This is a genomic window from Marinifilum sp. N1E240 (assembly GCF_009295825.1).
Classification (GTDB): Bacteria; Bacteroidota; Bacteroidia; order Bacteroidales; family Marinifilaceae; genus Marinifilum_A; species Marinifilum_A sediminis.
Window position 1 is genome coordinate 490738 of record NZ_WHKF01000002.1, and the last position, 20816, is coordinate 511553.

General features: G+C 32.7%; 20 protein-coding genes. 6 read left to right on the top strand and 14 right to left on the bottom strand.

The window, feature by feature from the left end; translation table 11 throughout:
• The first annotated feature begins 143 nt into the window (after nucleotides 1–143).
• Nucleotides 144–2069, top strand: a complete 1926-nt coding sequence (locus tag GCQ56_RS07000) for a prolyl oligopeptidase family serine peptidase (RefSeq protein ID WP_152733701.1) — start codon at nucleotides 144–146, stop codon at nucleotides 2067–2069.
• 111 nt (nucleotides 2070–2180) lie between these two features.
• On the opposite strand, the gene GCQ56_RS07005 is transcribed toward GCQ56_RS07000, so the two are convergent.
• Together GCQ56_RS07005 and GCQ56_RS07010 are read right to left on the bottom strand one after the other, a co-directional pair.
• Nucleotides 2181–2561 carry a desulfoferrodoxin family protein gene (locus tag GCQ56_RS07005; protein ID WP_152733702.1) on the bottom strand — a complete coding sequence of 127 codons (381 nt, stop codon included), beginning with the start codon at nucleotides 2559–2561 and terminating at the stop codon, nucleotides 2181–2183.
• Between the two features lie 62 nt (nucleotides 2562–2623).
• Complete coding sequence (locus GCQ56_RS07010; protein WP_152733703.1) at nucleotides 2624–3253, bottom strand: peroxiredoxin; 630 nt, start codon at nucleotides 3251–3253, stop codon at nucleotides 2624–2626.
• 338 nt (nucleotides 3254–3591) lie between these two features.
• Between GCQ56_RS07010 and GCQ56_RS07015 the strand changes: the two genes are divergently transcribed.
• From GCQ56_RS07015 to GCQ56_RS07025, 3 genes are read left to right on the top strand one after another with little or no spacing between them, the layout of a single operon-like run.
• Nucleotides 3592–4404, top strand: a complete 813-nt coding sequence (locus GCQ56_RS07015; RefSeq protein WP_152733704.1) for an esterase family protein — start codon at nucleotides 3592–3594, stop codon at nucleotides 4402–4404.
• Between the two features lie 56 nt (nucleotides 4405–4460).
• Nucleotides 4461–5543 carry a toxin-antitoxin system YwqK family antitoxin gene (locus GCQ56_RS07020; RefSeq protein WP_152733705.1) on the top strand — a complete coding sequence of 361 codons (1083 nt, stop codon included), beginning with the start codon at nucleotides 4461–4463 and terminating at the stop codon, nucleotides 5541–5543.
• Nucleotides 5544–5556: 13 nt separating this feature from the next.
• Nucleotides 5557–6183, top strand: a complete 627-nt coding sequence (locus GCQ56_RS07025) for an MOSC domain-containing protein (protein WP_152733706.1) — start codon at nucleotides 5557–5559, stop codon at nucleotides 6181–6183.
• A gap of 28 nt (nucleotides 6184–6211) precedes the next feature.
• Here the strand turns inward: GCQ56_RS07025 and GCQ56_RS07030 are convergent, their stop codons facing one another.
• Together GCQ56_RS07030 and GCQ56_RS07035 are read right to left on the bottom strand one after the other, a co-directional pair.
• Entirely contained in the window at nucleotides 6212–6973 is a 762-nt protein-coding gene (locus GCQ56_RS07030; protein ID WP_152733707.1) for a hypothetical protein, read from the bottom strand.
• A gap of 134 nt (nucleotides 6974–7107) precedes the next feature.
• Nucleotides 7108–8625: a M28 family metallopeptidase gene (locus GCQ56_RS07035; protein ID WP_152733708.1), complete on the bottom strand. Its 1518-nt coding sequence runs from the start codon at nucleotides 8623–8625 to the stop codon at nucleotides 7108–7110.
• 170 nt (nucleotides 8626–8795) lie between these two features.
• Here GCQ56_RS07035 and GCQ56_RS07040 point away from each other — a divergent pair, with 170 nt between their 5' ends.
• Nucleotides 8796–9515: a protein-L-isoaspartate(D-aspartate) O-methyltransferase gene (locus GCQ56_RS07040; protein ID WP_152733709.1), complete on the top strand. Its 720-nt coding sequence runs from the start codon at nucleotides 8796–8798 to the stop codon at nucleotides 9513–9515.
• Here GCQ56_RS07040 and GCQ56_RS07045 read toward each other — a convergent pair whose 3' ends face one another.
• From GCQ56_RS07045 to GCQ56_RS07065, 5 genes are all read right to left on the bottom strand, one after another.
• Entirely contained in the window at nucleotides 9516–10016 is a 501-nt protein-coding gene (locus GCQ56_RS07045) for a hypothetical protein (RefSeq protein ID WP_152733710.1), read from the bottom strand.
• Nucleotides 10017–10018: 2 nt separating this feature from the next.
• On the bottom strand, nucleotides 10019–10432 hold the full coding sequence (locus GCQ56_RS07050; RefSeq protein ID WP_152733711.1) for a DUF302 domain-containing protein: 414 nt from the start codon (nucleotides 10430–10432) through the stop codon (nucleotides 10019–10021).
• Nucleotides 10433–10495: 63 nt separating this feature from the next.
• Nucleotides 10496–10990: a hypothetical protein gene (locus GCQ56_RS07055; protein WP_152733712.1), complete on the bottom strand. Its 495-nt coding sequence runs from the start codon at nucleotides 10988–10990 to the stop codon at nucleotides 10496–10498.
• Nucleotides 10991–11123: 133 nt separating this feature from the next.
• Nucleotides 11124–13811 (bottom strand): M56 family metallopeptidase, encoded by a 2688-nt coding sequence (locus GCQ56_RS07060; RefSeq protein ID WP_152733713.1) that lies wholly within the window; start codon nucleotides 13809–13811, stop codon nucleotides 11124–11126.
• Nucleotides 13804–14202 (bottom strand): BlaI/MecI/CopY family transcriptional regulator, encoded by a 399-nt coding sequence (locus GCQ56_RS07065; protein WP_152733714.1) that lies wholly within the window; start codon nucleotides 14200–14202, stop codon nucleotides 13804–13806. Before GCQ56_RS07065 ends, GCQ56_RS07060 begins: the two co-directional genes overlap by 8 nt.
• A gap of 324 nt (nucleotides 14203–14526) precedes the next feature.
• Between GCQ56_RS07065 and GCQ56_RS07070 the strand changes: the two genes are divergently transcribed.
• The gene (locus tag GCQ56_RS07070) at nucleotides 14527–15000 is read left to right on the top strand and encodes an aminoacyl-tRNA deacylase (RefSeq protein ID WP_152733715.1); all 474 of its coding nucleotides are present in this window, start codon (nucleotides 14527–14529) and stop codon (nucleotides 14998–15000) included.
• Between the two features lie 42 nt (nucleotides 15001–15042).
• Here GCQ56_RS07070 and GCQ56_RS07075 read toward each other — a convergent pair whose 3' ends face one another.
• From GCQ56_RS07075 to GCQ56_RS07095, 5 genes are all read right to left on the bottom strand, one after another.
• Nucleotides 15043–16029, bottom strand: coding sequence for an N-acetylmuramoyl-L-alanine amidase (locus GCQ56_RS07075; protein WP_152733716.1), 987 nt, complete (start codon nucleotides 16027–16029; stop codon nucleotides 15043–15045).
• A gap of 71 nt (nucleotides 16030–16100) precedes the next feature.
• Nucleotides 16101–16967: a DUF4249 domain-containing protein gene (locus tag GCQ56_RS07080; RefSeq protein WP_152733717.1), complete on the bottom strand. Its 867-nt coding sequence runs from the start codon at nucleotides 16965–16967 to the stop codon at nucleotides 16101–16103.
• Nucleotides 16968–16977: 10 nt separating this feature from the next.
• Nucleotides 16978–19563, bottom strand: a complete 2586-nt coding sequence (locus GCQ56_RS07085; protein WP_152733718.1) for a carboxypeptidase-like regulatory domain-containing protein — start codon at nucleotides 19561–19563, stop codon at nucleotides 16978–16980.
• 139 nt (nucleotides 19564–19702) lie between these two features.
• Nucleotides 19703–20164: a hypothetical protein gene (locus GCQ56_RS07090; protein WP_152733719.1), complete on the bottom strand. Its 462-nt coding sequence runs from the start codon at nucleotides 20162–20164 to the stop codon at nucleotides 19703–19705.
• A gap of 113 nt (nucleotides 20165–20277) precedes the next feature.
• Nucleotides 20278–20811: a DUF3575 domain-containing protein gene (locus GCQ56_RS07095; protein ID WP_152733720.1), complete on the bottom strand. Its 534-nt coding sequence runs from the start codon at nucleotides 20809–20811 to the stop codon at nucleotides 20278–20280.
• Nucleotides 20812–20816 lie beyond the last annotated feature (5 nt).

The following is a 20816-nucleotide window of genomic DNA, read 5'->3' on the forward strand; positions in this document are numbered from 1 at the left end:
AATTGACAAATTGAATTTTGAAAAATCTTTTCATCTACAACGTGAATATATTTTGTAAAGCCATGTCATTGTGTTAAATTTATGGGCGACACCACTTTCCATACTTAATATCAAAAGTATTTCTAATCTATTTTTAACACATTATGAATCGTAGTTATTTTATTTTGTTTGTCTTTTTATTCGCATTAGCTGCCTGTCAGCCAGAAAAAAAAGAAATTAATGTCCCATCTTACTCTATTGAGCAATTTTACAAAAACAAGAGTGTAAGTGGAGGTAGTTTTTCGAGTGATAAATCGAAATTGTTAGTTAGTAGTAACGAAACGGGTATTTATAACCTGTTTGAGATTCCAGTTGATGGATCTGCAGCTAAGCAATTGACTTCTTCGGAAAAGGAATCCTACTTTGCGATTTCCTATTTTCCAAACAGTGATAAAGTTTTGTTTTCAGCGGATCAGGGTGGAAATGAAAACAATCACATTTACATGAGAGATGAAGAAGGCAATATAACCGATCTTACACCATTTGAAGGTGCAAAAGCAGGTTTCTGGGGTTGGGATCGTGATGAAAAATCATTCTATTATCAGTGTAATAAAAGAAATCCTAGATATATGGATTTGTATCAGGTAAGTTTAGAATCGATTCTTGATGGTAAGCCAAAAGCTAAGTTGTTGTATACCAATAACGATGGTTTAGATGTTTCTGCTAAAAGTAAGAACAACAGATACCTTGCACTAACACAAAGCATTACTACCAATAACAACGAGATGTATTTGTACGACAGACGTACAGGTAAAAAGATTCATATTTCTGAACACACTGGAGATGCAAAGTACAATCCTCAGTTTTTTAGTTTAGATCACAAATACCTTTACTATTTGTGTAACGAAGATTCTGATTTCGTATATCTTACTAAATATGATATTGCAACTGGTGAGAAAGCGATGGTTTACAAAACCGATTGGGATGTTTGGTATGCTTATGACAGTTATCTAGAAAATTACCGAATTATAGGTATCAATCAGGATGGTAAAACGAATGTTAAAATGATTGAAAAAGCTACCGGAAATGAAGTTCAACTTCCTAATATTAGTGGTGGTGATATTAAATCGGTAAGCTTAACCAAAGATGAGCAGCGTGTTCGTTTGGTAGTTGGTACTTCGGTTTCCCCAAACAATATTTATGTGTTTGATATGGGAGATAAAGAGGCTCGTAAATTGACCGAAACACTGAACCCTGAAATTGATCCGGCTAATTTGGTTGAAGCGAAAGTAGTTCGTTACGAATCTTTCGATGGTTTGCAAATTCCAGCTATTTATTACCAACCTAAAGTTGCAAGTGCAGATCGTAAGGTTCCTGCCTTAGTTTGGGTACACGGTGGACCAGGTGGACAATCGAGAGTTGGTTATTTTTCTTTGATACAATACATGGTAAATCAGGGATATGCTGTTCTTGCAGTAAACAATCGTGGAAGTAGCGGGTATGGTAAGCAATTTTATGCTATGGATGATAAAAAGCACGGTGATGTTGACTTAAAAGATTGTATTTGGGCAAAAAAATATTTGATTGGAACAGGAGTTGTTGACGAAAATAAGATTGGAATCATTGGTGGTTCGTATGGTGGTTACATGACAATGGCTGCATTAACTTATGCACCGGAAGAATTCAAAGTAGGTGTTAATATTTTTGGTGTAACCAATTGGTTACGTACATTAAAATCTATTCCTCCATACTGGGAATCATTCCGTAAAGCTTTATATGCTGAAATGGGAGATCCTAATACAGCTGATTCGGTAGCTCTTTATAACAAGTCTCCATTGTTCTTTGCAGATAAAGTTACTAAGCCTTTAATGGTATTACAGGGAGCAAATGATGTTCGTGTATTGCAAGTTGAATCTGATGAAATTGTAGATGCAGTTAAAAAGAACAATGTGCCTGTAGAATACATTGTGTTCGACGATGAAGGTCACGGATTTAGAAAGAAAGAGAATGAAATTAAAGGATATGGACAAATTGTAACATTCCTTGATAAATATTTATTGGAGAAGAAGGAAACAACAAAACCTGAATAATAAGATTGTTAAAAAATAAATGCCGCGAAATAAATTTCGCGGCATTTTTATTGTTAGTAATAATGAGAGTATTTAATTATTGCAAATCTCTCATTATAATCTATGAAAGTACTATTCTGAAATTTCTACCAATTTCTCATCTGAATGCCAAAGACCATGCTTTGTGCAGAAAGCTGTAGCAGTCAATTTCATTTTACGGCTTGGAACAACGTAAAAATCAACTTCAGCTTGATTTGCTTCACCACCTAAAATACCAGTCGAAAAGTTAGCTTGTGTCAACATTTTTTCACCATCCCAAAGCTGAACCCAGGCAACATAGTGATCAAAATCATCTGGATGTGCATAAGCATCACCAATTTTCACTTTCACCTTAAATTTTTCACCTTTTTTAGCTGCTTCATCACAGTGAATGAATGCTGAGTGTCTGTCGATATAGTCTTTTTTAGCTTCACCTTCGATTGTGGTGATGTCTTGGTATGTATTAATTTTCATATGTTTTGTTTTTTTGATTTATGCCGAATTTAATTCGGAGTAAGAGTTTAATTTATCGTTTATTATTTGCTTAAGTATTCAGCAACACCTTCTGCAGTAGCTTGCATTGCTTCTTCACCTTTGCTCCAGTTAGCTGGACAAACTTCGCCATTTTCTTCGAAGTGGTGAAGAGCATCTACCATACGAATTGCTTCATCAACATTTCTTCCCAATGGAAGATCGTTAATAACACTATGACGAACAACACCATTCTTATCGATTAAGAAAAGACCACGGTAAGCTACAGGAGCACCAGTAGAAGTTGCATTTCCATCAGCATCGTAATCGTACTCAGAAGCCAAAACCCCATAGTTTTCAGAAATTGTTTTTGAAAGGTCGGCAACTAATGGATAAGTAACTCCCTTGATACCACCTTTATTTCTTTCTGTATTTAACCATGCAAAGTGAGAATATTCTGAATCAACAGAACAACCAACTACAGCAACATTTCTTTTCTCAAACTCAGCAAGTTTATCTTGAAAAGCAATTAACTCTGTTGGACAAACGAAAGTAAAATCAAGAGGGTAGAAAAAGAATACTACTTCTTGCTTTCCTACGAATTGATCTAATGAAAATCCTTCAACAATTTGATTTCCTTTGATAACTGCATTTGCTTGAAAAGACGGCGCTTTTTTTCCGATTAATGTTTGCATTGTGTTACTATTTTAAAGTTTATTATTTTTCTTGTTTTGAACTTTTACAAATGTAGAATTGATTTGAATAACGCACAAATTATATTAATCAATATTCTTTATATCACTATCGAGAGAATTAATATCGTGAGTAAGAAAAGAATGAAATATTCAGATTTCCAGAGATATCCATAATCAGTTCAATTATCAAGAGTTTTGAAAGTTAATTTTAAGCGATAATTTTTAGTTTTGTAAAAGTTACGACAATTCCTTTAGATTAAAGATCAGATATAGTTTTTAAATGTGATGTTTGAAACTAAATGTTGACAATTGAGAAGTAATAGGGAAAAAACATTTATATGAAAGTAAGATTCGACGATATTGATCAGATCACTGATTTTAATAATTGTGCAGGAAAAATAAGCATATCCATATTTAAAAGTGAGAAAAGGTCTTGGGTGCCGTATTTTGTTTATTTGCCACCGGAATGGGATACTTCCAGTAATTATCCTTTGATTCTGTTTATGCATGGACAAGGAGGAGATGAAACTACATTTAAAAAGTATGTGCGGGTAGAACAATTGAACAAATGGATTTCAGATGGCGAGATTGAACCTATTGTAATTGTTGGAGTAAGAGGTGATAATGATCGTGATAGTGTACAATGGTTTACTGAAGAAAATGAATCATTAATTGTAGGAGATTTGGTGGGAGAGCTTGTCAATTATTGCAGAGATAAATTTAAAGCAGGAATAGGAGATAGGAATGTTTCGATTGAAGGTCACTCAAGAGGTGCAGCTGGTGCTATTCATTACTATTTAAAGTATCCGGGGAAGTTTGCTTCTGTTGTTGGAATGGGTTATGTTAGTGATTATACGCTTAATAATAATTGTATATTGGCAAAAAACAATATTGATACGCTTCAAAATAAATCAGTACCATTTCGATTGGAGATAGGCACAGAGGATAGTTTTGTTAGTACCAAGAATAGGAGATGTATTTACGATTTGCATGATTGTTTGAATGCATTGGATTTGGAGCACGAGTTTGAAGTTTTACATGGAGTTGAACATGGTTTCGATACTTTTTGGAACTATTTTACCGACGAAGGAATAGTAAATGGTTTATCTCATTTAAAATTTCATGAAAAAGCAAGAAAGAATAGTAAATAGTTCAAATACTGCTTAATTTAGGAATAATTATTGTTACAATTAGCTAAAAAAAATCTATGAAAACCCTTCACTTTTTATTTTTGCCCTTATTTTTTATTCCGCAATTATTATCTGCACAAAAAGTTATTTATTTAAATGATAATTGGCTATCTGTAGAAAAAGAAAATGCCACTTACTATTGTAACATACATGCTTTGGCTGATGGAAAATTTCAGGTAAAGGATTACAAAATAGATGGAAGTATATTGGCGCAAACTGAGTATTCTGCTAAAACAGAAGATATTGATTGGAAGCGATTATATGAAATAGGATTTGAGGAGTTTGCCATTGAAAATGGTAAGTGTATTGAATATTATCCGAGTGGTAAAAAGAAAAAAGAATTTGTCTATGTTTATGGGACTCAGAAAGGGAAAGTAACGGTTTGGGATGAATCTGGATATGTATTAAGAGAATTTACAGCGGAGAATCATATCGCAAATGGGGAATATCTAGAGTTTTTTGAGGATGGAACGACAAGTTTTTCGGTGAGTTTTAAAAATGATAGTCTTAATGGTCCTGCTGTTTATTATCATGAAAATGGGAAAATTGCTCAGGAAGGAGCCTTTAGTAAAAGCTTAAAGGTTGGCAAATGGACCTATTATAATAATATTGGTGAAAAATTGGGTACTGAGACCTATCGCAATAGCTTTTTTATTGCAGGTCCTGATATCAGGTTAACCTTTCCAAAGGGATTTTGGAGTTTGATAGATCAGTTCAAGGAAGAAGATCATATGAATTTTAATTTCTTAAGATCTGGCACAGATAAAGGAATTTCAACAGATTTTACACCGAGTGTATTACTCTCATTAGAATATATTGGAACGGAAGGCAGTTTATTGGATTATTCATCTTTTCGTAGAAGAAGATTGTCAATTGATGTGCAAAAAGTGTTGAATAAAGAACTCGAACTATTTTCATTGCCAAATTCAATGGGTTATTTGGGAACTTATCAAGACAAACAGGAAAATAAGCATACTGTTATAGTTCTACATTCTATTCAGAAGGGGATTGGTATGGAGTATATATTTGATTGTAGGGAATCTGATTACACAGACTTAAAAAAGGAAGTAGTATATCTGCTTCGATCGATGAGCAATTAAATTTAATTGGAAAATGGAGGTAATATCAACAAATAAAGGAAATTCTGTAGAGATTAATTATTATGGTAAACTTGTGAAAACAGGAATGTATAAAACTCCTGTTTTGGAAGGAATATATTTGGGTAATGAAGATGTTCAGGATGATTCTGTGGTTGACAGAAGGTATCATGGAGGAATCGATAAAGCATGCTATTGGTACTCTGCAGATCATTATGATTTTTGGAAGACTCGTTTTCCGGATTTGGATTGGCAAAATGGAATGTTTGGTGAAAACTTAACCATTAATAATTTAGATGAAGGTGATGTTAAAATTGGCGATGTATATGAAATAGGAGAGTGTCTGGTACAGGTAACTCAGCCTCGTCAACCATGTTTTAAACTGAATTATAGATTTAGCTGCGATAATATGGTAAAAGAGTTTATTAAAGCAGGTTTTCCTGGGATTTATATTAGGGTATTAAAGGAAGGAACCATTAAAAAGGGTGATCAGCTTACATTAAAAGAACGAAACGAAAATAGTTTAAGTGTGAGAGAAATTTATCGATTGCTTTATGATTTTAACAAAGATCCGAAGCAACTGGCAAAAGCTATAGCTGATGATGCTTTGGCAGCTAGTTGTAAGAAAGATTTACAAAAATAAAAAAGGACAGCAATGCTGTCCTTTTTTATTAGTTTCCTAATATTATTTTTCTGACCAATGGTTCAGGATCCACCGCATCCATATCCATATTACATCCAATTTTAAAGATTAAACCATTGTACCAGGCGTAGTATTGATATGAACCTGTTGATTCTTTATACATGCGTTTTTCACTTTCGTTGTAATTATAGTAATCAAACATTCTTGGCCAAGAGTTATCGTTTGATTTTGGAAGATAATATAAGGTAAGATCCTCTTTAAGATTTAAAAATTCATATTTTCTCAATTCCAAATCGTCATTTAACGTTTTAAGAGCTTCCTCGTCCATTTTCTCAAAAGGATTATCAGGACATTGTGTAATTGATACTATAAAGAAATCTTTAAAATTTGTATCATATCCCAAATCATTCTCTAAGTAGGAGATTTGTATTTGAAAAACAAGCTTGTTGTAATTGTTCCACGAAGTAACAATATTCGACTGGTTGTTTGCCACGATAAAAGGTAAATCTGTTGATGAAATCAAATTGATTTTGCTTCTCATCTCACTAGGAATTCTATTTAATCCTTCGGATAAACTTGTTGGAATGTAAAATTCAACTTTCTCTCTTTCTTTTAGTATGTTAAAATCGTAATTATAGGTATGATCATAGCCATCAACTTCGGTAAGACCAACTAATAATTCCTGATTATCATCTAGAAAACCAGTGTGTTTATCACTCTCAGAACAAGCTGAAATGCCAAGAAAACTTAAGGCAATAGAAAGATATATGTAAGATTTTTTAATATTCATAATTGTGTGTTTATAGTAGTCATTCAAGAACAATACAAACATACGTAAAAAAAGAATTTATGTTTTCCTTTTGTTTAAGTTTTAATAATCTTCAACTGAATGATTTTTTCTTTTTGTTAAGTTAATGAATAGATTTACTCCATATTAGCTAATTCTAATGTAGTTAGGAATATTAAACCACTTACTTTTTTAATAGCTTCATAATCAATTTTATCTGCAGTATCAGTTGATTTGTGATAATCGTTGTGCAAACCATTAAAGTAAAATATTGCAGGAACATTTCTTCTTATAAACGAAGCTTGATCAGAAGCAGCGTATAGAAAATTATCAGGTGTATCCTTACTGTAATCCAATTCTATTTTAGGGTAAATTTGGTTGAGGCTATCAGAAACTCTTTTCAATTTAGGGTTTAAATCATTGGCTCCGAGAAGGTAGATGAAACTTGTGTGAGAATGAGCTTTATCTTTTCTACCCAGCATATCAATATTCAGGTTGGCTTTAATTTTTTCAATTGGTAAGGTTTTAGATTCAACAAAAAACTTAGAACCTAGCAAGCCTTTTTCTTCACCCGAAAAAGCAGCAAATACAATGCTTCTTTTTAATTGAATACCAGAGTCAACGGCTTCTTTAATTTTTCTTGCAATTTCGAGCATGGCAGCTGTCCCCGAAGCATTATCATTAGCGCCGTAGAATATTTTTTCACCCTTTTTACCTATGTGATCGTAATGAGCTGAAATTACGATAAACTCATCCTTTTTCTCTGTACCTGGAATACATGCCAGAACATTTTCTGTTGATTTTTGTATGAATTGTTCGTTAAATTTTAGTTCAATTTTTTTGGTTTTAGTTTGTGGGATTTTATATGGTTTTTCTGCTGCACATTTTCTTAAATCCTTTAGTTTTATATCGAATAATTCCGATATAGTTCTTGCCTCAATAGGTCCTTGGAATGTACTTGTCACAGTTTTGTACATTGAAAAAGCCTTGGGTTTTGTTATTGAATCAAATGGATTTTTCGAAGAAAATATATCTGGATCCAATTTGATTCTTCGACTAAATGCACGCTTTTGTCTTTTTACAATTTGTTGCATTTGGTGAGGGTCTAGTGGGTTGCAAAAGAAAATTACTTTGCATCCGGTTTCTTTAATGATATCATTGGCTTTAACAGCTCCAGCATAAAGGTTTTTTGTAAGGAAAAGAATGGCTTTTTCAGAATAATTTTTGTTTAGATATAAACTGTCAGGTGCAGTTCCCAAAAATACCAATTCCAAATTAGGGTTGTAATAATCTGAAAATCCTGATAACATGAAATCTTCGTAATGCTTAAATATTTTATTTTGCGATTTAATGTTTGCAGAAGGAGAAATGTTTTTAAAAATATCGAAATGTTGAAAATAATCAATACTATCAATATTCAATTTGTAATTTAAAAGTTTCGCTTTGTAAAATTCCTTGTAAATATATTGTGCAGCAAGTTTCTGTCCCACTTCACCAGTTTCTCTCCCCTCCATATTTGATGAGGATAATAAGATCAAATCCTTTTTAATATTATCAATTGAAATGCTTTTGGAAAAGTTAAGAGCATTACTATTTTGCCCAAATAACTGGGTAATTATCAATATGGAAATAAAGAAAACAGAGACTCTCTTCATAATAAAGAATTTGTGTAAAAAGTTAATTGGATTTATGAAAGTAATAAAAAATTAACGTGTTATGATTATTTCCAACTATTTTTTACTCACTTGAATGTATTGATTTTGCATACTGATTATCTGATAGTCAGTTAATATTGTTGTACCTTTAATAGCAAATGAAATAAGTTATGAATACCGATTTGCTATTTGGAATATTGATGTTTTTGACCGGAGTAAACGGAGTGAATTTACAGAATGAGCAGGATATGAATTTTAATACCCATCGCATAAAAATGGTTGAGGAACAGATATCAGCCAGAGGAATATCAAATTTCGATGTTCTTAGAGCTATGGAAAAAGTAGAAAGACATTTATTTGTTCCTGATCATCTTCAGAAATATGCTTATCTGGATAGACCTTTGCCTATAGGTCATGAACAAACAATATCACAGCCATATATAGTAGGATTAATGTCACAATTAATTGATGTTGATAAAACAGAGAAAGTGTTGGAAATCGGCACCGGATCAGGATATCAAGCAGCTGTTTTGGGAGAATTATGCAGCGAAGTTTACAGCATTGAGATTATAAAGCCACTGCAAAAAAGGGCATCATTTTTAATTGACTCGTTAAATTATAAAAATATTTGGGTGAAACACGGGGATGGATATTTAGGATGGTCTGAAAAAGCTCCTTTTGATGCAATAATTGTTACCTGTTCTCCAAGCAGCATTCCTCAACCTTTACTAGATCAATTGGCTGAAGGAGGCAGGTTAGTAATTCCTGTTGGCTTGAAAAATGTAAAAAAGTTAATGCTACTAATTAAGACAAATGGAAAAATTAAAAAACAAAGCGTTATCCCGGTTCGATTCGTACCAATGGTTGATGATAAAGGCAATACTTATTAGCTATTTGCTTTTCTTATATACTCCTTCGAATTGAATAGTCCATGTTTTTCCTTTATCTGTCGTCGACTCCCATAATTGTTTTACATTTCCATTGGTTAACAAAGTCCAAGTAATTCTATGTATGGATTCTTGTTCTCCCATATTTGAATCTTCCCCACTTGATAGGATCATTTTTCCAGCTTTGAATTCACCTTTTAGTAATAAATTACTACCGTTTTTATCAATCCATACCTGATGCCATTTTTTTGTTTTAGGATTGTAAAAACTAAAGCTGGTTCCGGTAAAATTTTCTTTCTCCGAGATCCAGTTCTCCTGCAAAACATGCTTATCTTGAAGTAAGACGACATGGTTTTTACCAACAATATTTTCACCAGTATAAACATCCCATTTTCCGACCCAAAAATCGAATTGGCGATGCATATTAATACTATCTTTTTGTTTTTGTGCGGTTAATGTAAATGTTGAAAAAAGCAAACAAACTAGTACAAAACGAAATTTCATTTTTATTGATTTAAGTGAGAAGTAGATTCTTCTAAATAGGTTAAACTTCGCTCTAATTTCATTTTTAACTCGTGTGCAAAAGGTTGTAATTCATCATTTTCAATTACATCGAAAGCCGCCGTTGGATCCATTATCGAAATGTCGACATGCCCATTGTCCTGTTCTATAACCGTTACATTGCAAGGCATCATTATTCCTATTTGATCCTCCACTTGGAATGCTTTGTAGGCAAATGCAGGATTGCAGGCTCCAAGTATTCTATAATTTTTAAAATCAACATCTAATTTTTCTTTTAGTGTAGATTTAACGTCAATATCCGTTAATATACCGAATCCTTCAGTTTGTAAAGCTTGTGTAATTTTATCAATTGCTTCATCGAATTGATAATCGGTTTTAATATTAATATAGTAACTCATTTTATAGGGATTTAGGTTTAGTTGATATAAGTTATGAAAAAATGAGCGATGATAAAAATTGAATTAAATATCCATATCAAAGCGTTTGTTTTTCAGACCTTTTCTTGGTGATAATTCACAAGCATGAAATAATATCCAGATTAAAAGTGGAAAGGATAGAATTCGTAAATAGCCTAGTACTGGTTCATATTCCGGTCCTAATGGACCTGGAATGTATTTGGTTAGCATGAGAATGCTTAAAGGAATGAATAGTCCCAGTAATATCATTAATAAAATTGCAGCTTCTCGATGAACTCTTCTTATTAATAAGCCTACACCACAAACTATTTGAATAAAGCCCGAAATTGTAATTACATTGTATGTGGATTTAAATACAGTTGAAAACAAGTGCCCAAAAAAGGAAGGTAGCATAATGTGAAAACTACCTATTACTATTGCGGCAATGCCAAAAGCAAATCGCAAATGTTGGTTTTTGGAATATTGCTGCAGATAGGTATTAAATTTGGCAATAAACCAAATTAGGATGTAAGTAAAGAATATGGCACAAATAAATAACATCAGTTTTCAACTTTTATAGTATTTCATATTCAAGTTACGAATTTGTCTCTCTGTGTGCAAATAAGGGGAAGAGGCAAAAAAAATGACCACTCATATAGGTGGTCATTTAGACTTTAGACTTATTCTACTTAACTTAACTCTTTGTAGTGATAATAACCACACCATTTTTTGCCTTTTCTCCAAATTTTTCAATAGCGAAATTATCTTTGTAAACTTCAATAGATTCGATAGTATTTTTATTAATCTTTTTTAGTTTTTTTCCGTTTATTCTCTTACCATCTAAGATATAGAGTGGAGCATTTTTACCAGAACTACCTTTAATTCTTATTGATTCAAGATTATTTGAATCGTTATTTTTTGATGTGATAATAATAGCTCCATTTTCAGCTTGGTTTCCGTATAGTTCGATAGCAGAAGCCCCTTTGAGGACATCTATACTTTCTATTTTATTTGGATTTAGTTCAGCTTTATTTGTTGTCAATACTATTTTTCCATCAACTACATATAGAGGGGAATTCTCTTTTGAGTAATTCACCAAATTCATTTTATCAAAAGATAGTTTGTTATCAACTTTCGATTGAATAAGAATAACACCATTTTTTGCTTCAGGACCATAAATTTCCATAGCAGTTTCATCTTTTAATATGGTCATGGATTCAATTGAATTGGGAACAATTTGTTTAAATTCCTCACGCGAAATTTTATTTCCATTAACAATTACAATTGGTGCATTTTTTCCGTTTAAATTATCTTTAATGATAATTCTTGCTGAGGATTCCTTTGTAGTATCTACTCTTTCTTTTAATTGTTTTTCTATTTTTTTACGATATTCAGGCGTATTTATTTTTTTCATTTGCTCTTGAATCCGTTCTTTACTCTCTTTCAATTGTTTTTCCAATTTCTCTTTGAATTCAGGAGATTGCATTTTTTCAAACTGCCTTTTTAAAACCTCTCTTTGCTCCAATAATTTTTGCTCAAATTTTCCTGAATCAAATTCAGCTTTATGCTTTTCCAAGGAAACCTTAGCTTTTTCAAGTTGCTCCTTTAAATTATTTTGAAACTCTTTAGAATTGATTTTTTCGACTGTTTTCTTAAGTTTCTTTGTTATTCTTTCTTTTTCAGAATTACTTAAATCAGTATTTTCCTGAATTTCTTTTAAATGATTTTGAAGTTCCTTTTGTTGCAACTCACGGTCTTTATTAAATTCTTTCAGAAATTTTTCATCAGAAAGTTCTCTCAATTGTTCTTCAATTTCTATCTGCTGTTCCTTCATCTCTTTTTGAAATTCCTCACTATTGATATCAAGGTTTTTCAGTTCCTCCTGAAGTTCTTTCTGCATTTCTTGAAAATCAAATTCAAACTCGGCTTCTTCCAATTCTTTGGCAGCTTCCTCCATTGCCTTCTTTTGTTCTTCAATTATCTCTTCGGTTTTCATTTTAACCCACTTCTGAGATTTAAGAGAATCTTTATGAAGTTCAAAATTTACCTCAGGTTCTACGACCTCAATTTCGTGCTCTACTTCTACAACAGGTGCTATTTCTGCTACCTCGGCGACTTCCATTTCAACCTCAGGGACTTCAACCAATTCCGCTTCGGGAGTAGTTTCAACTTCGATTGCATTTTCAATTTTTTCAACAGATACTAATTCGTTTACCTCTTGTAATTTTTTCTTCTCTTTTTTCTTTTTGTCTTTCTTTTTTTGAACCTCAAGTATTGAACTTTTCGAAGGACTTACCTGTGGATCTCCTTGATCTAAGACATTTATTTTAGAAAAGAATTGATCGCCCGTGATAGAGTTGCCTGATACAGCCAAATTTGAGATTAAAATCAAACCTGTAAACAGAAATACGAACAAACCACTTAAAACATACTTCTCCAATTTTGGTGAAACATTTGTTTTAGGACGAAGAATTCGTTGCGCACGCTTTAGTACATTATCTTTTTTTCCTGATAATCCTAAAACCAAATCATATTGTTTTTTTCTAATTGCTTCCATATTATTTAATGCTTTAATAAGGGTTAAGGATTCACCACAAACCTTTACCGCCAGATCGTCACAAATGTGTTCTCTTTCGGTATTAACCACTGAAGATAGCCACCAAAAAACAGGATGATAGAAAAACAGCAATTCAAGAATTCCCTGAATAAACTGAAACAAATAATCGTGACGCTTAATGTGCGCCAGCTCATGAGCTATAATAATTTCCAATTGATTTTCTGGAATTCCACTTAACATGGAAACCGGAAGTAATACAATGGGTTTAAAATATCCGATAAGGGAAGGAATCTGCAAATACCCAGATTCTTTAAATGTAATATTCTGTTTTAAATCAAACTTAGCCACTAATTTTAATGCTATTTTTTGAGTAGGAAAGTTTAATGGATAAGCCAAATGATTTTTAAGTTTTAGCGTTCGTAAATAACTAATGGTCATTTGTAAAGACAAGACAAAAACTCCTATTATCCATAGATTAACAAGAACAGGAAAGTATTTATCAACCTGCAAGTTGTTAAGATCCCAAAAATTCGACTCAATAGGCGATGATTTCATCAATAAAAGCAATAGTTCAGGTGTTATGGAAGTGCCCTCAACTGCTGAATTTGGAATTTTAGAAATGTAATGTAGAAAGGTTATTACAGAGGTTAGGAATATAAATAATAAACCTAAACCTGCGACTGAATATTTAACTCGAGCATTATCCTTCGATATAAACCGAAATATAATCCATATAATTATTCCATAGATTCCAATTTGCCATATAGAATGTATTAATGTCCATCCAATAGCATTGATTAATTGATGTATTTCAATATTACTCATTGCTATCCTCCAAATTTGTTCCTTCCATACTATCTATTAATTCTCGGATTTTACTCAATTCCTCTGTACTGCATTTTTTATTACCCAATGCCTGAAGAACCATACCAGAAGTTGATCCGTCGAATAAGGTAGAGATAAATTTATCGATGAGTTGGTTTTTCGTTTCACGTTCTTCCACAATTGCCTCATATACATGTGTACGCGATTTTTTATCACGTTGCAATATGTTTTTCTCCGTCATAATTTGCATCACTTTAAGAGTTGTTGTGTAACCAACATCTCTTCCTGATTTTAATTTTTCGTTTACAAAACGAACCGTTGACGGACCATAAGTCCATAAAACTTGTAATACTTCAAGTTCAGCTTCGGTTGGCTTAATCTTCTTTGGCATTTTGTGGTGAATTCCGTTATACGATTAATTTCGTAGTTAAAAGTATACGATTCTTTTCGTACTTCAAAATTTTATTACGAAAATCTTCGTATTTAAATCTCTCTTTTAGAATTTTTAACATTTGAATCATTGTTTAGAATGTTTACCAATTCGCTAATTCTCTTTACTTACTGCTTATTTTTTTGTATTTTATTAGGTGCTCCATTTTAATAAAAATGATAGAGTAGAAGTGAGAAAAGAAAACGGAAAACTCAATCGGGATATCCGATTAAAGGTGTATAGACCTTATGTAGAATGCAAATTTAAACCATTGAATCGAATAATATGCCTATCCGTAAATTAAAAGAGTATTTGGATGAGCGACACATAAAATATGTAACAATTCGACATTCATCGGCTTACACGGCTCAACAGATTGCGGCATCAGCCCATATTCCTGGAAAAATGCTAGCAAAAACGGTAATGATTAAGATTGAAGGAAGAATGGCGATGGCAATTTTGCCAGCTTCATATCTGATCGATTTTGATTTACTGAAGCAAATGTTGGGATGTAAAAAAGTGGAATTAGCACATGAACAAGAATTTAAGGATATTTTTCCTGCCTGTGATGTAGGAGCAATGCCTCCCTTCGGAAATTTATACAATTTGGAGGTTTACGTGTCGGAAAGTTTAGTAGAAGATGATGATATAGTTTTCAACGCCGGAACACATACAGAACTGATAATGTTATCGTATGAAGATTTCCACAATTGCGTTGAACCCACTGTTTTGAAATTTACGCACAAGTGTTATGCTTAAATATGTATAGATGATTAATATTTTGATTACGCTTTTCTTTTCTTACTTTTTCTTTTCCGATTTATAGTCCGTTATTATTCCTTCGCATAACCACTCAGCAAGAGCTTGTCTGTTTGCTGTTTTTGTAAATCTAATTTGATCGCGATAGTTGTTAATGTTACCCAATTCCACAAAAACAGATGGGGGAGTTGTGGTTTTTAAAACATACAACCTTCTGGAACCAACTGTTCCTGTATATTTTCGGTTTGGTTGATGCTTAGCATATTTCGATTTCATTTTATCTTGTAAAGTCAGGGCTAATTTTTTACCTTTTTTACTTAAGGAATGGTGGTAAAAATATACATCAGTTCTGTTGCTTTTGCTTCTTGAATCCAGATGCAAAACAATCAATCTTTGGTAGGTTCCCGATTTCTCTTTTTTAGCTAACAGATTTACCGCTGCTGCTCTCTGTCGTAAGCGTGGTGTCTGTTTTTTAGGAATAATCTGAGATGGATAACAGCGTTCATCTTTATCTGCTTTTAAAAAGGAGAGGTTTCTTATACCATCGTTTTTATCCTGAATGATAAAATGAACTTTTGCACCATGTGAAATTAACTCTTTGCCCATTCTTAATACTATATCATAAGCATACTCATCTTCACAAATCTTATTACCAGATACTTTTCCGATTGCGCCAGGATCTGGTCCGCCATGTCCGGCGATTAAGTGGATAACAGCTCCGGAAAGTACATTGTCAACTTGTTTAGTTACTGAGTGTTTTGAACCAAATAAAGGAATATTATGAGTAGGATATAGTAGAGGAACTTTATATTTTTTTCCAGCAATTAAGTGTCCCGTTTTGGTAAACTTACCTTTGTTTAATTCTTTGAATTTAGCAGAGTACTCCTTGGGTTTTAAGTTGTTTCGAAGTAGAAAGGCATTGTATCCTTCTCCTTTTTTCACACTTACCCATTGGTAGGTTTGTTGTGCAAATAGTGGGTTTGCTATAGAAAAGAATAGAATAAATAGAATTGGGAAATATCTTGACATTGAAATGTATTTAATTTTGAATCATTAAAAATAATTCATTTTTAAGAGAAATAACTTTCAATATCATTAATTTATTGTCTGGGAAGAATACTATAATCCACAGCATAACTAGTAAAAATACCGAAAGCTCCTTCAATATTCGAATATAGATTGGTTTTATTGTAAAATGGTAGATCATCTCTATTTTCTATGGAAACATATGATCTTTCATAATTATAGTAATCCTCCGTAAGGTGATACAACTCTATTCTAAATTCAGAAATCTCACGGTTGATTTCATCATTTAATAAATAGAATGAGATTTCAATTTGCGAATCGTTAAAATTTTCATCGGAAAAGCTGCGACTTCCACGAAGCATATTTTGTTCAAAATCGGTTGCATTTACAGCTAAATTACCTTCAAATACTAGATCATCACTATAGTATGGGACAATTGTAGATGTGCCATAAGATTTTCCTTTAACCAATAACATGTAATAGTTATCCATTGTGTTATTGTCTTTAAAATTTAAATGGAATGTAGTTTTTCCATCATTAGAATTATTAAACTGTGTGATCTGATCTATGACAATTTTCTCCGGAGTTTTCGTTTCAGCTTGCAAGTCGTCATAGTCTGAATGAGTTACAGATATTTTATAAGTAGCATTTGCTTCAAGATAAGAATCGGAAAGTTCATAAATTCCATCTTTTAAATAGTTTAACTGAGTTATTTCCTTATTATTCTTGGCAATTGTTATGGTAGCATTATTAATATTTTTCGTATCCATAGTATTTCCAGTACTTTCAGAAAGATGGACTCTGATTAAGCTATCAACACCAATTAATGAATTCAGTGTCAACGTTGGATTACCTTTCGGCTGTGGCACATCTTCTTCCTCTTCGCATGCAAAGAGAAAAATAAATAGGAGCAGACAGAACAGAAATTTAACACGATTCATAAGTTTATATTTAAAATTTATAAGAATAGCTAACACTTGGAATAAACGAAAAGAGGTTGATCTTTTTCAGTTTGTAACCAGATTCCGATGAATCATCTGCGGAAACATACATGTAACTTGTATTTTTTCTATTGTAGAAATTATAAATGCTTACATCCCAGGATCTGATGCCTCGTTTTTTCTTTTTCGTAAAACTTATTGAAAAATCTAAACGATGATAATCAGGAAGTCTATAGCTGTTTCTTGCAGAATAGACAGGTCTGCTTTGCATGGAATTTGGATCGTATGGAGAAATTGCTTCGATATAAGATGTGGATAACGTGGCAGGTACTCCAGTGCCATAAGTCCAATAAGCCGAGCATTTTGTCCTTTTACTCAAGTGCTGATTTATCTGTATAGAAAAATTATGGCGACGATCGTATGGTGAAGCATAGGATTTACCTCCATTTATTCCATTGTATTTTACTCTCGATCGAGAAAGAGTATAGGCAATATTTCCATTAGTTTTACCAAGTGATTTACTCAAGCCTATTTCCATTCCTTTACTCCAACCCTTTCCGGTTTCAACTAAATTTTCCCAGTCGGTAGTGATGTCCTGGAAATACGCAGTTTCTTTTAAATCTAGCAAATTACGACTCAATTTGTGATAAAATTCAATACTCAGTTGAACCGATTTGTTAAAAGTGTAATGTGTTCCACCAGTATATTGAAATGAATCAATTGGTTTGATTTTCTTTGTTACCGGAAACCATAAATCGGTAGGTAAACTCAAAGTACTTGTTCTAACTAGGTGAAGATATTGAGTCATCTGTGAAAAACTCCCTGTTAATGACCACTTAGGAGTAATAAAGTATTGTGAATTAAGTCGTGGTTCTAATGTAGAGTAATAGGTATTTTCAACTATAAAGCTACTCCATCTGGTTCCCATATTCACCAGGAATTTCTTACCAAAACGAATCTGACACTCACCAAATAAGTTAACTTCTTTCGATTTGATGATCTCGTCGGTTGAGATATTACGATTTTCATCTTTGGTGTTTTTAAGAAATTCACTTCCGGGCTTAGTATGATGAAGAGAAGCTTCCAATCCAAACTTCATATAGTGTTTATAATCCGGTATAAAATCAAATTCTGTTTTAAAAGAAAAATCTCTAATGCCTGATTTAAAATTATAATTGTAGTTTTCTTTATAATCAGAACCATCAGTTTTTTCGCTGCGTTTATTTTTAAGTAGAAAGGTATACCTACTTAGAATAAGGCTTGTATTTCCAAACAAATGATTGTTGTAAACATGGTTCCAACGCAGAGAATTGGTAAAATTACCCCAACCCAATTTATTTCTTGTTTTTTCTCTAATATTTGATGAAATATCTTCAGTACTTTTTACTGTTGCCAAATCTCCACCCCAGTAGGAGCTAAAATACAATTTATCACGTTGAGAAAAACGATGCACAATTTTCCAGTTCAGGTCCCCAAAATAGTATCCTGCCTTAACATCACTTTCTGCCATTTCTAGAATTCCATTTACCAATAAATCAAGATAGGTTCTTCTCAATGATAAATTGAAGGTAGTTTTTTCTTTTTTAATAGGTCCATTTAAATTAAATTTTGCAGTAAGTAATCCCAAGCTGTAGCTCCCTTGTAGCTTTTTAGTATTTCCATCTTTCATTCTGATATCTAAAACAGAAGAAACTCGACCACCATAATGTGCAGGAAATCCACCTTTAACCAACTTTACCTGATTAATAGCATCCTGATTAAAGACAGAATACAGCCCCATTAAATGAGAAGAGTAGTATACTGGAACATCATCTAAAAGTACAAGATTTTGGTCGGGAGAACCGTTGCGGATATTTAAGCCGCCCAAACCATCGTTGCTGTTTTGAACTCCTGGAAGATGGAGAAGGTTTTGGAACAAATCATTTTCACCAAAAACGCCTGTTTGCTCCATGTTTTTAGCCTGAATGGTATTTGTACTTACAAATAGATGATTGATATTATTCGCTCTTTCGTTTGCGGTTACCTGAATTTCCTGAAGAATAGTTTTTGGTTTTAACGCAATGTTGATGCTTGTATCACGTTCCAATTCAACATCTAATAAAACCTCTTCGTAGCCAACAAACGAAAATTGTAATAGGTGTGTGCTATTTTTAAGACTTAAACTGTAGAATCCAAAATTGTTGCTCACTGTACCGGTAAAATTGTTCAAATTGGCTACCGTTGCATTTAGTAGCATTTCGCCAGATTCTTCATCACTAATGTATCCGCTTATTCTGTATTTTCGTTCGGCAGGAGGTATCGATATAATAAAAATTTTATTTCCTTTTGATTGTATTCTAAAGTTTTTTTGGTTGATGGACTTACTTAAGACACTTTTAATTGTAGCAATAGAATCGGTAAGTTGAATGTTTCTATTGGTATTTAATTCACTGGTAAAGCTAAACTGAGCATTACTTTGATTTGTAATCTCGTCTAACAATTCAGATAATAAATAATTACTTTTTGGAAAGCGCAATTCCTGCTGTAAATTAATATTCTGACTGTGAGAAGCAAAAGAGACTATTAAGAGTAATAGAGTAAAAATAAATTTTACCATATGTTGGCAGATGTGATTGGTTTATAGCGTAAATTTACACATTGTTATCATAAACAACAAAAGGAAGCCTTTTTGGCTTCCTTGGTATTCAAATTTACTTGAATAATAATGTAAAATCAATATGATTTGTTGAAATTAATTAGATTTTACTCGTCTTTTTAAAAATATATCTGGTGATAAAAATTCCTTTACCATCACCTTTACCGCTATCACTTTCAACACCACTAGATACGAAAGCCAATTCCCATCCTTCGCTGGTAAGTTTATTGATTTTTGATGATAGCAACGCATCGTTTGAAGCGATATTTTGGAAATTAATACCTGCAATACTGTAGAAATTCAGCAATTTAGTTTCCGAAAATAGATTTACTTTGGCATCCTTTCTTTTTACGGCTTTTTGCTTGCTTTTTTTACCATCGGTTCTTTCAGTTGTGAAATTTTCTGCTTCAATAGGATCTTTTTCTTCAATAATTCTAGAACGGCCAATTCCCATAGGAACAATAGATTCTACTGAAGTAATTACTTTGTACTCTACTTTTTGAGCGTTTGAAGTTGATAAAAATCCGAATGCAATAGCTGCAATAATTAATAACTTTTTCATGTAATCTTTTTTTTATTATTGTTAATAGGTTATTTGTTTTTTAGGCATAAGATGAGCCATTCACTCGAAAAATCGAGTAAGAAATTCTGTACTAAATACGTTTTTTTGATTGTTTAAAATGCGATACCTAAAGTGATACCTGCTCGCAGCGTAAAGCCATCCCAGCTGCCGGTATCAAAATCATCTTCTACACCAGAGTCTACATCTAAATCAATATTGGTATAGCCAGGTCCAAAAAACCATTCAAAACTGACTCTTTTCTTGAAAATGTACTGTTGACCAATGATTAAGCCAGCTCCCAATCCGTTCATTTTTGCTTCATCATTGGCTTCATTTTCCAAATTGAAGTGCAAATATCGAGCATAGGGTGCTACAAAAAAGCCTTCGGGCGCAGGCGAATCAGAAAGGTAAAATCTGTATTCTGGCGTAATACCCCAACCTCTAACTTTAGTGTCATCCCAGGTTTTTCCAGTGTATAGTAAACCCAATTGCAAACTACTGTTATCGTTTAATTGCTGTTCTACAAAAAATGATCCGGTTCGTACCAATGGACTTAGCATATTGGCTTTAACAACTGTTTTTTGTGCCTCTACAAACGAAGCGCTAAGTAATAAGATGATTGATATAAGTGCAATTTTATTTTTCATTGTTT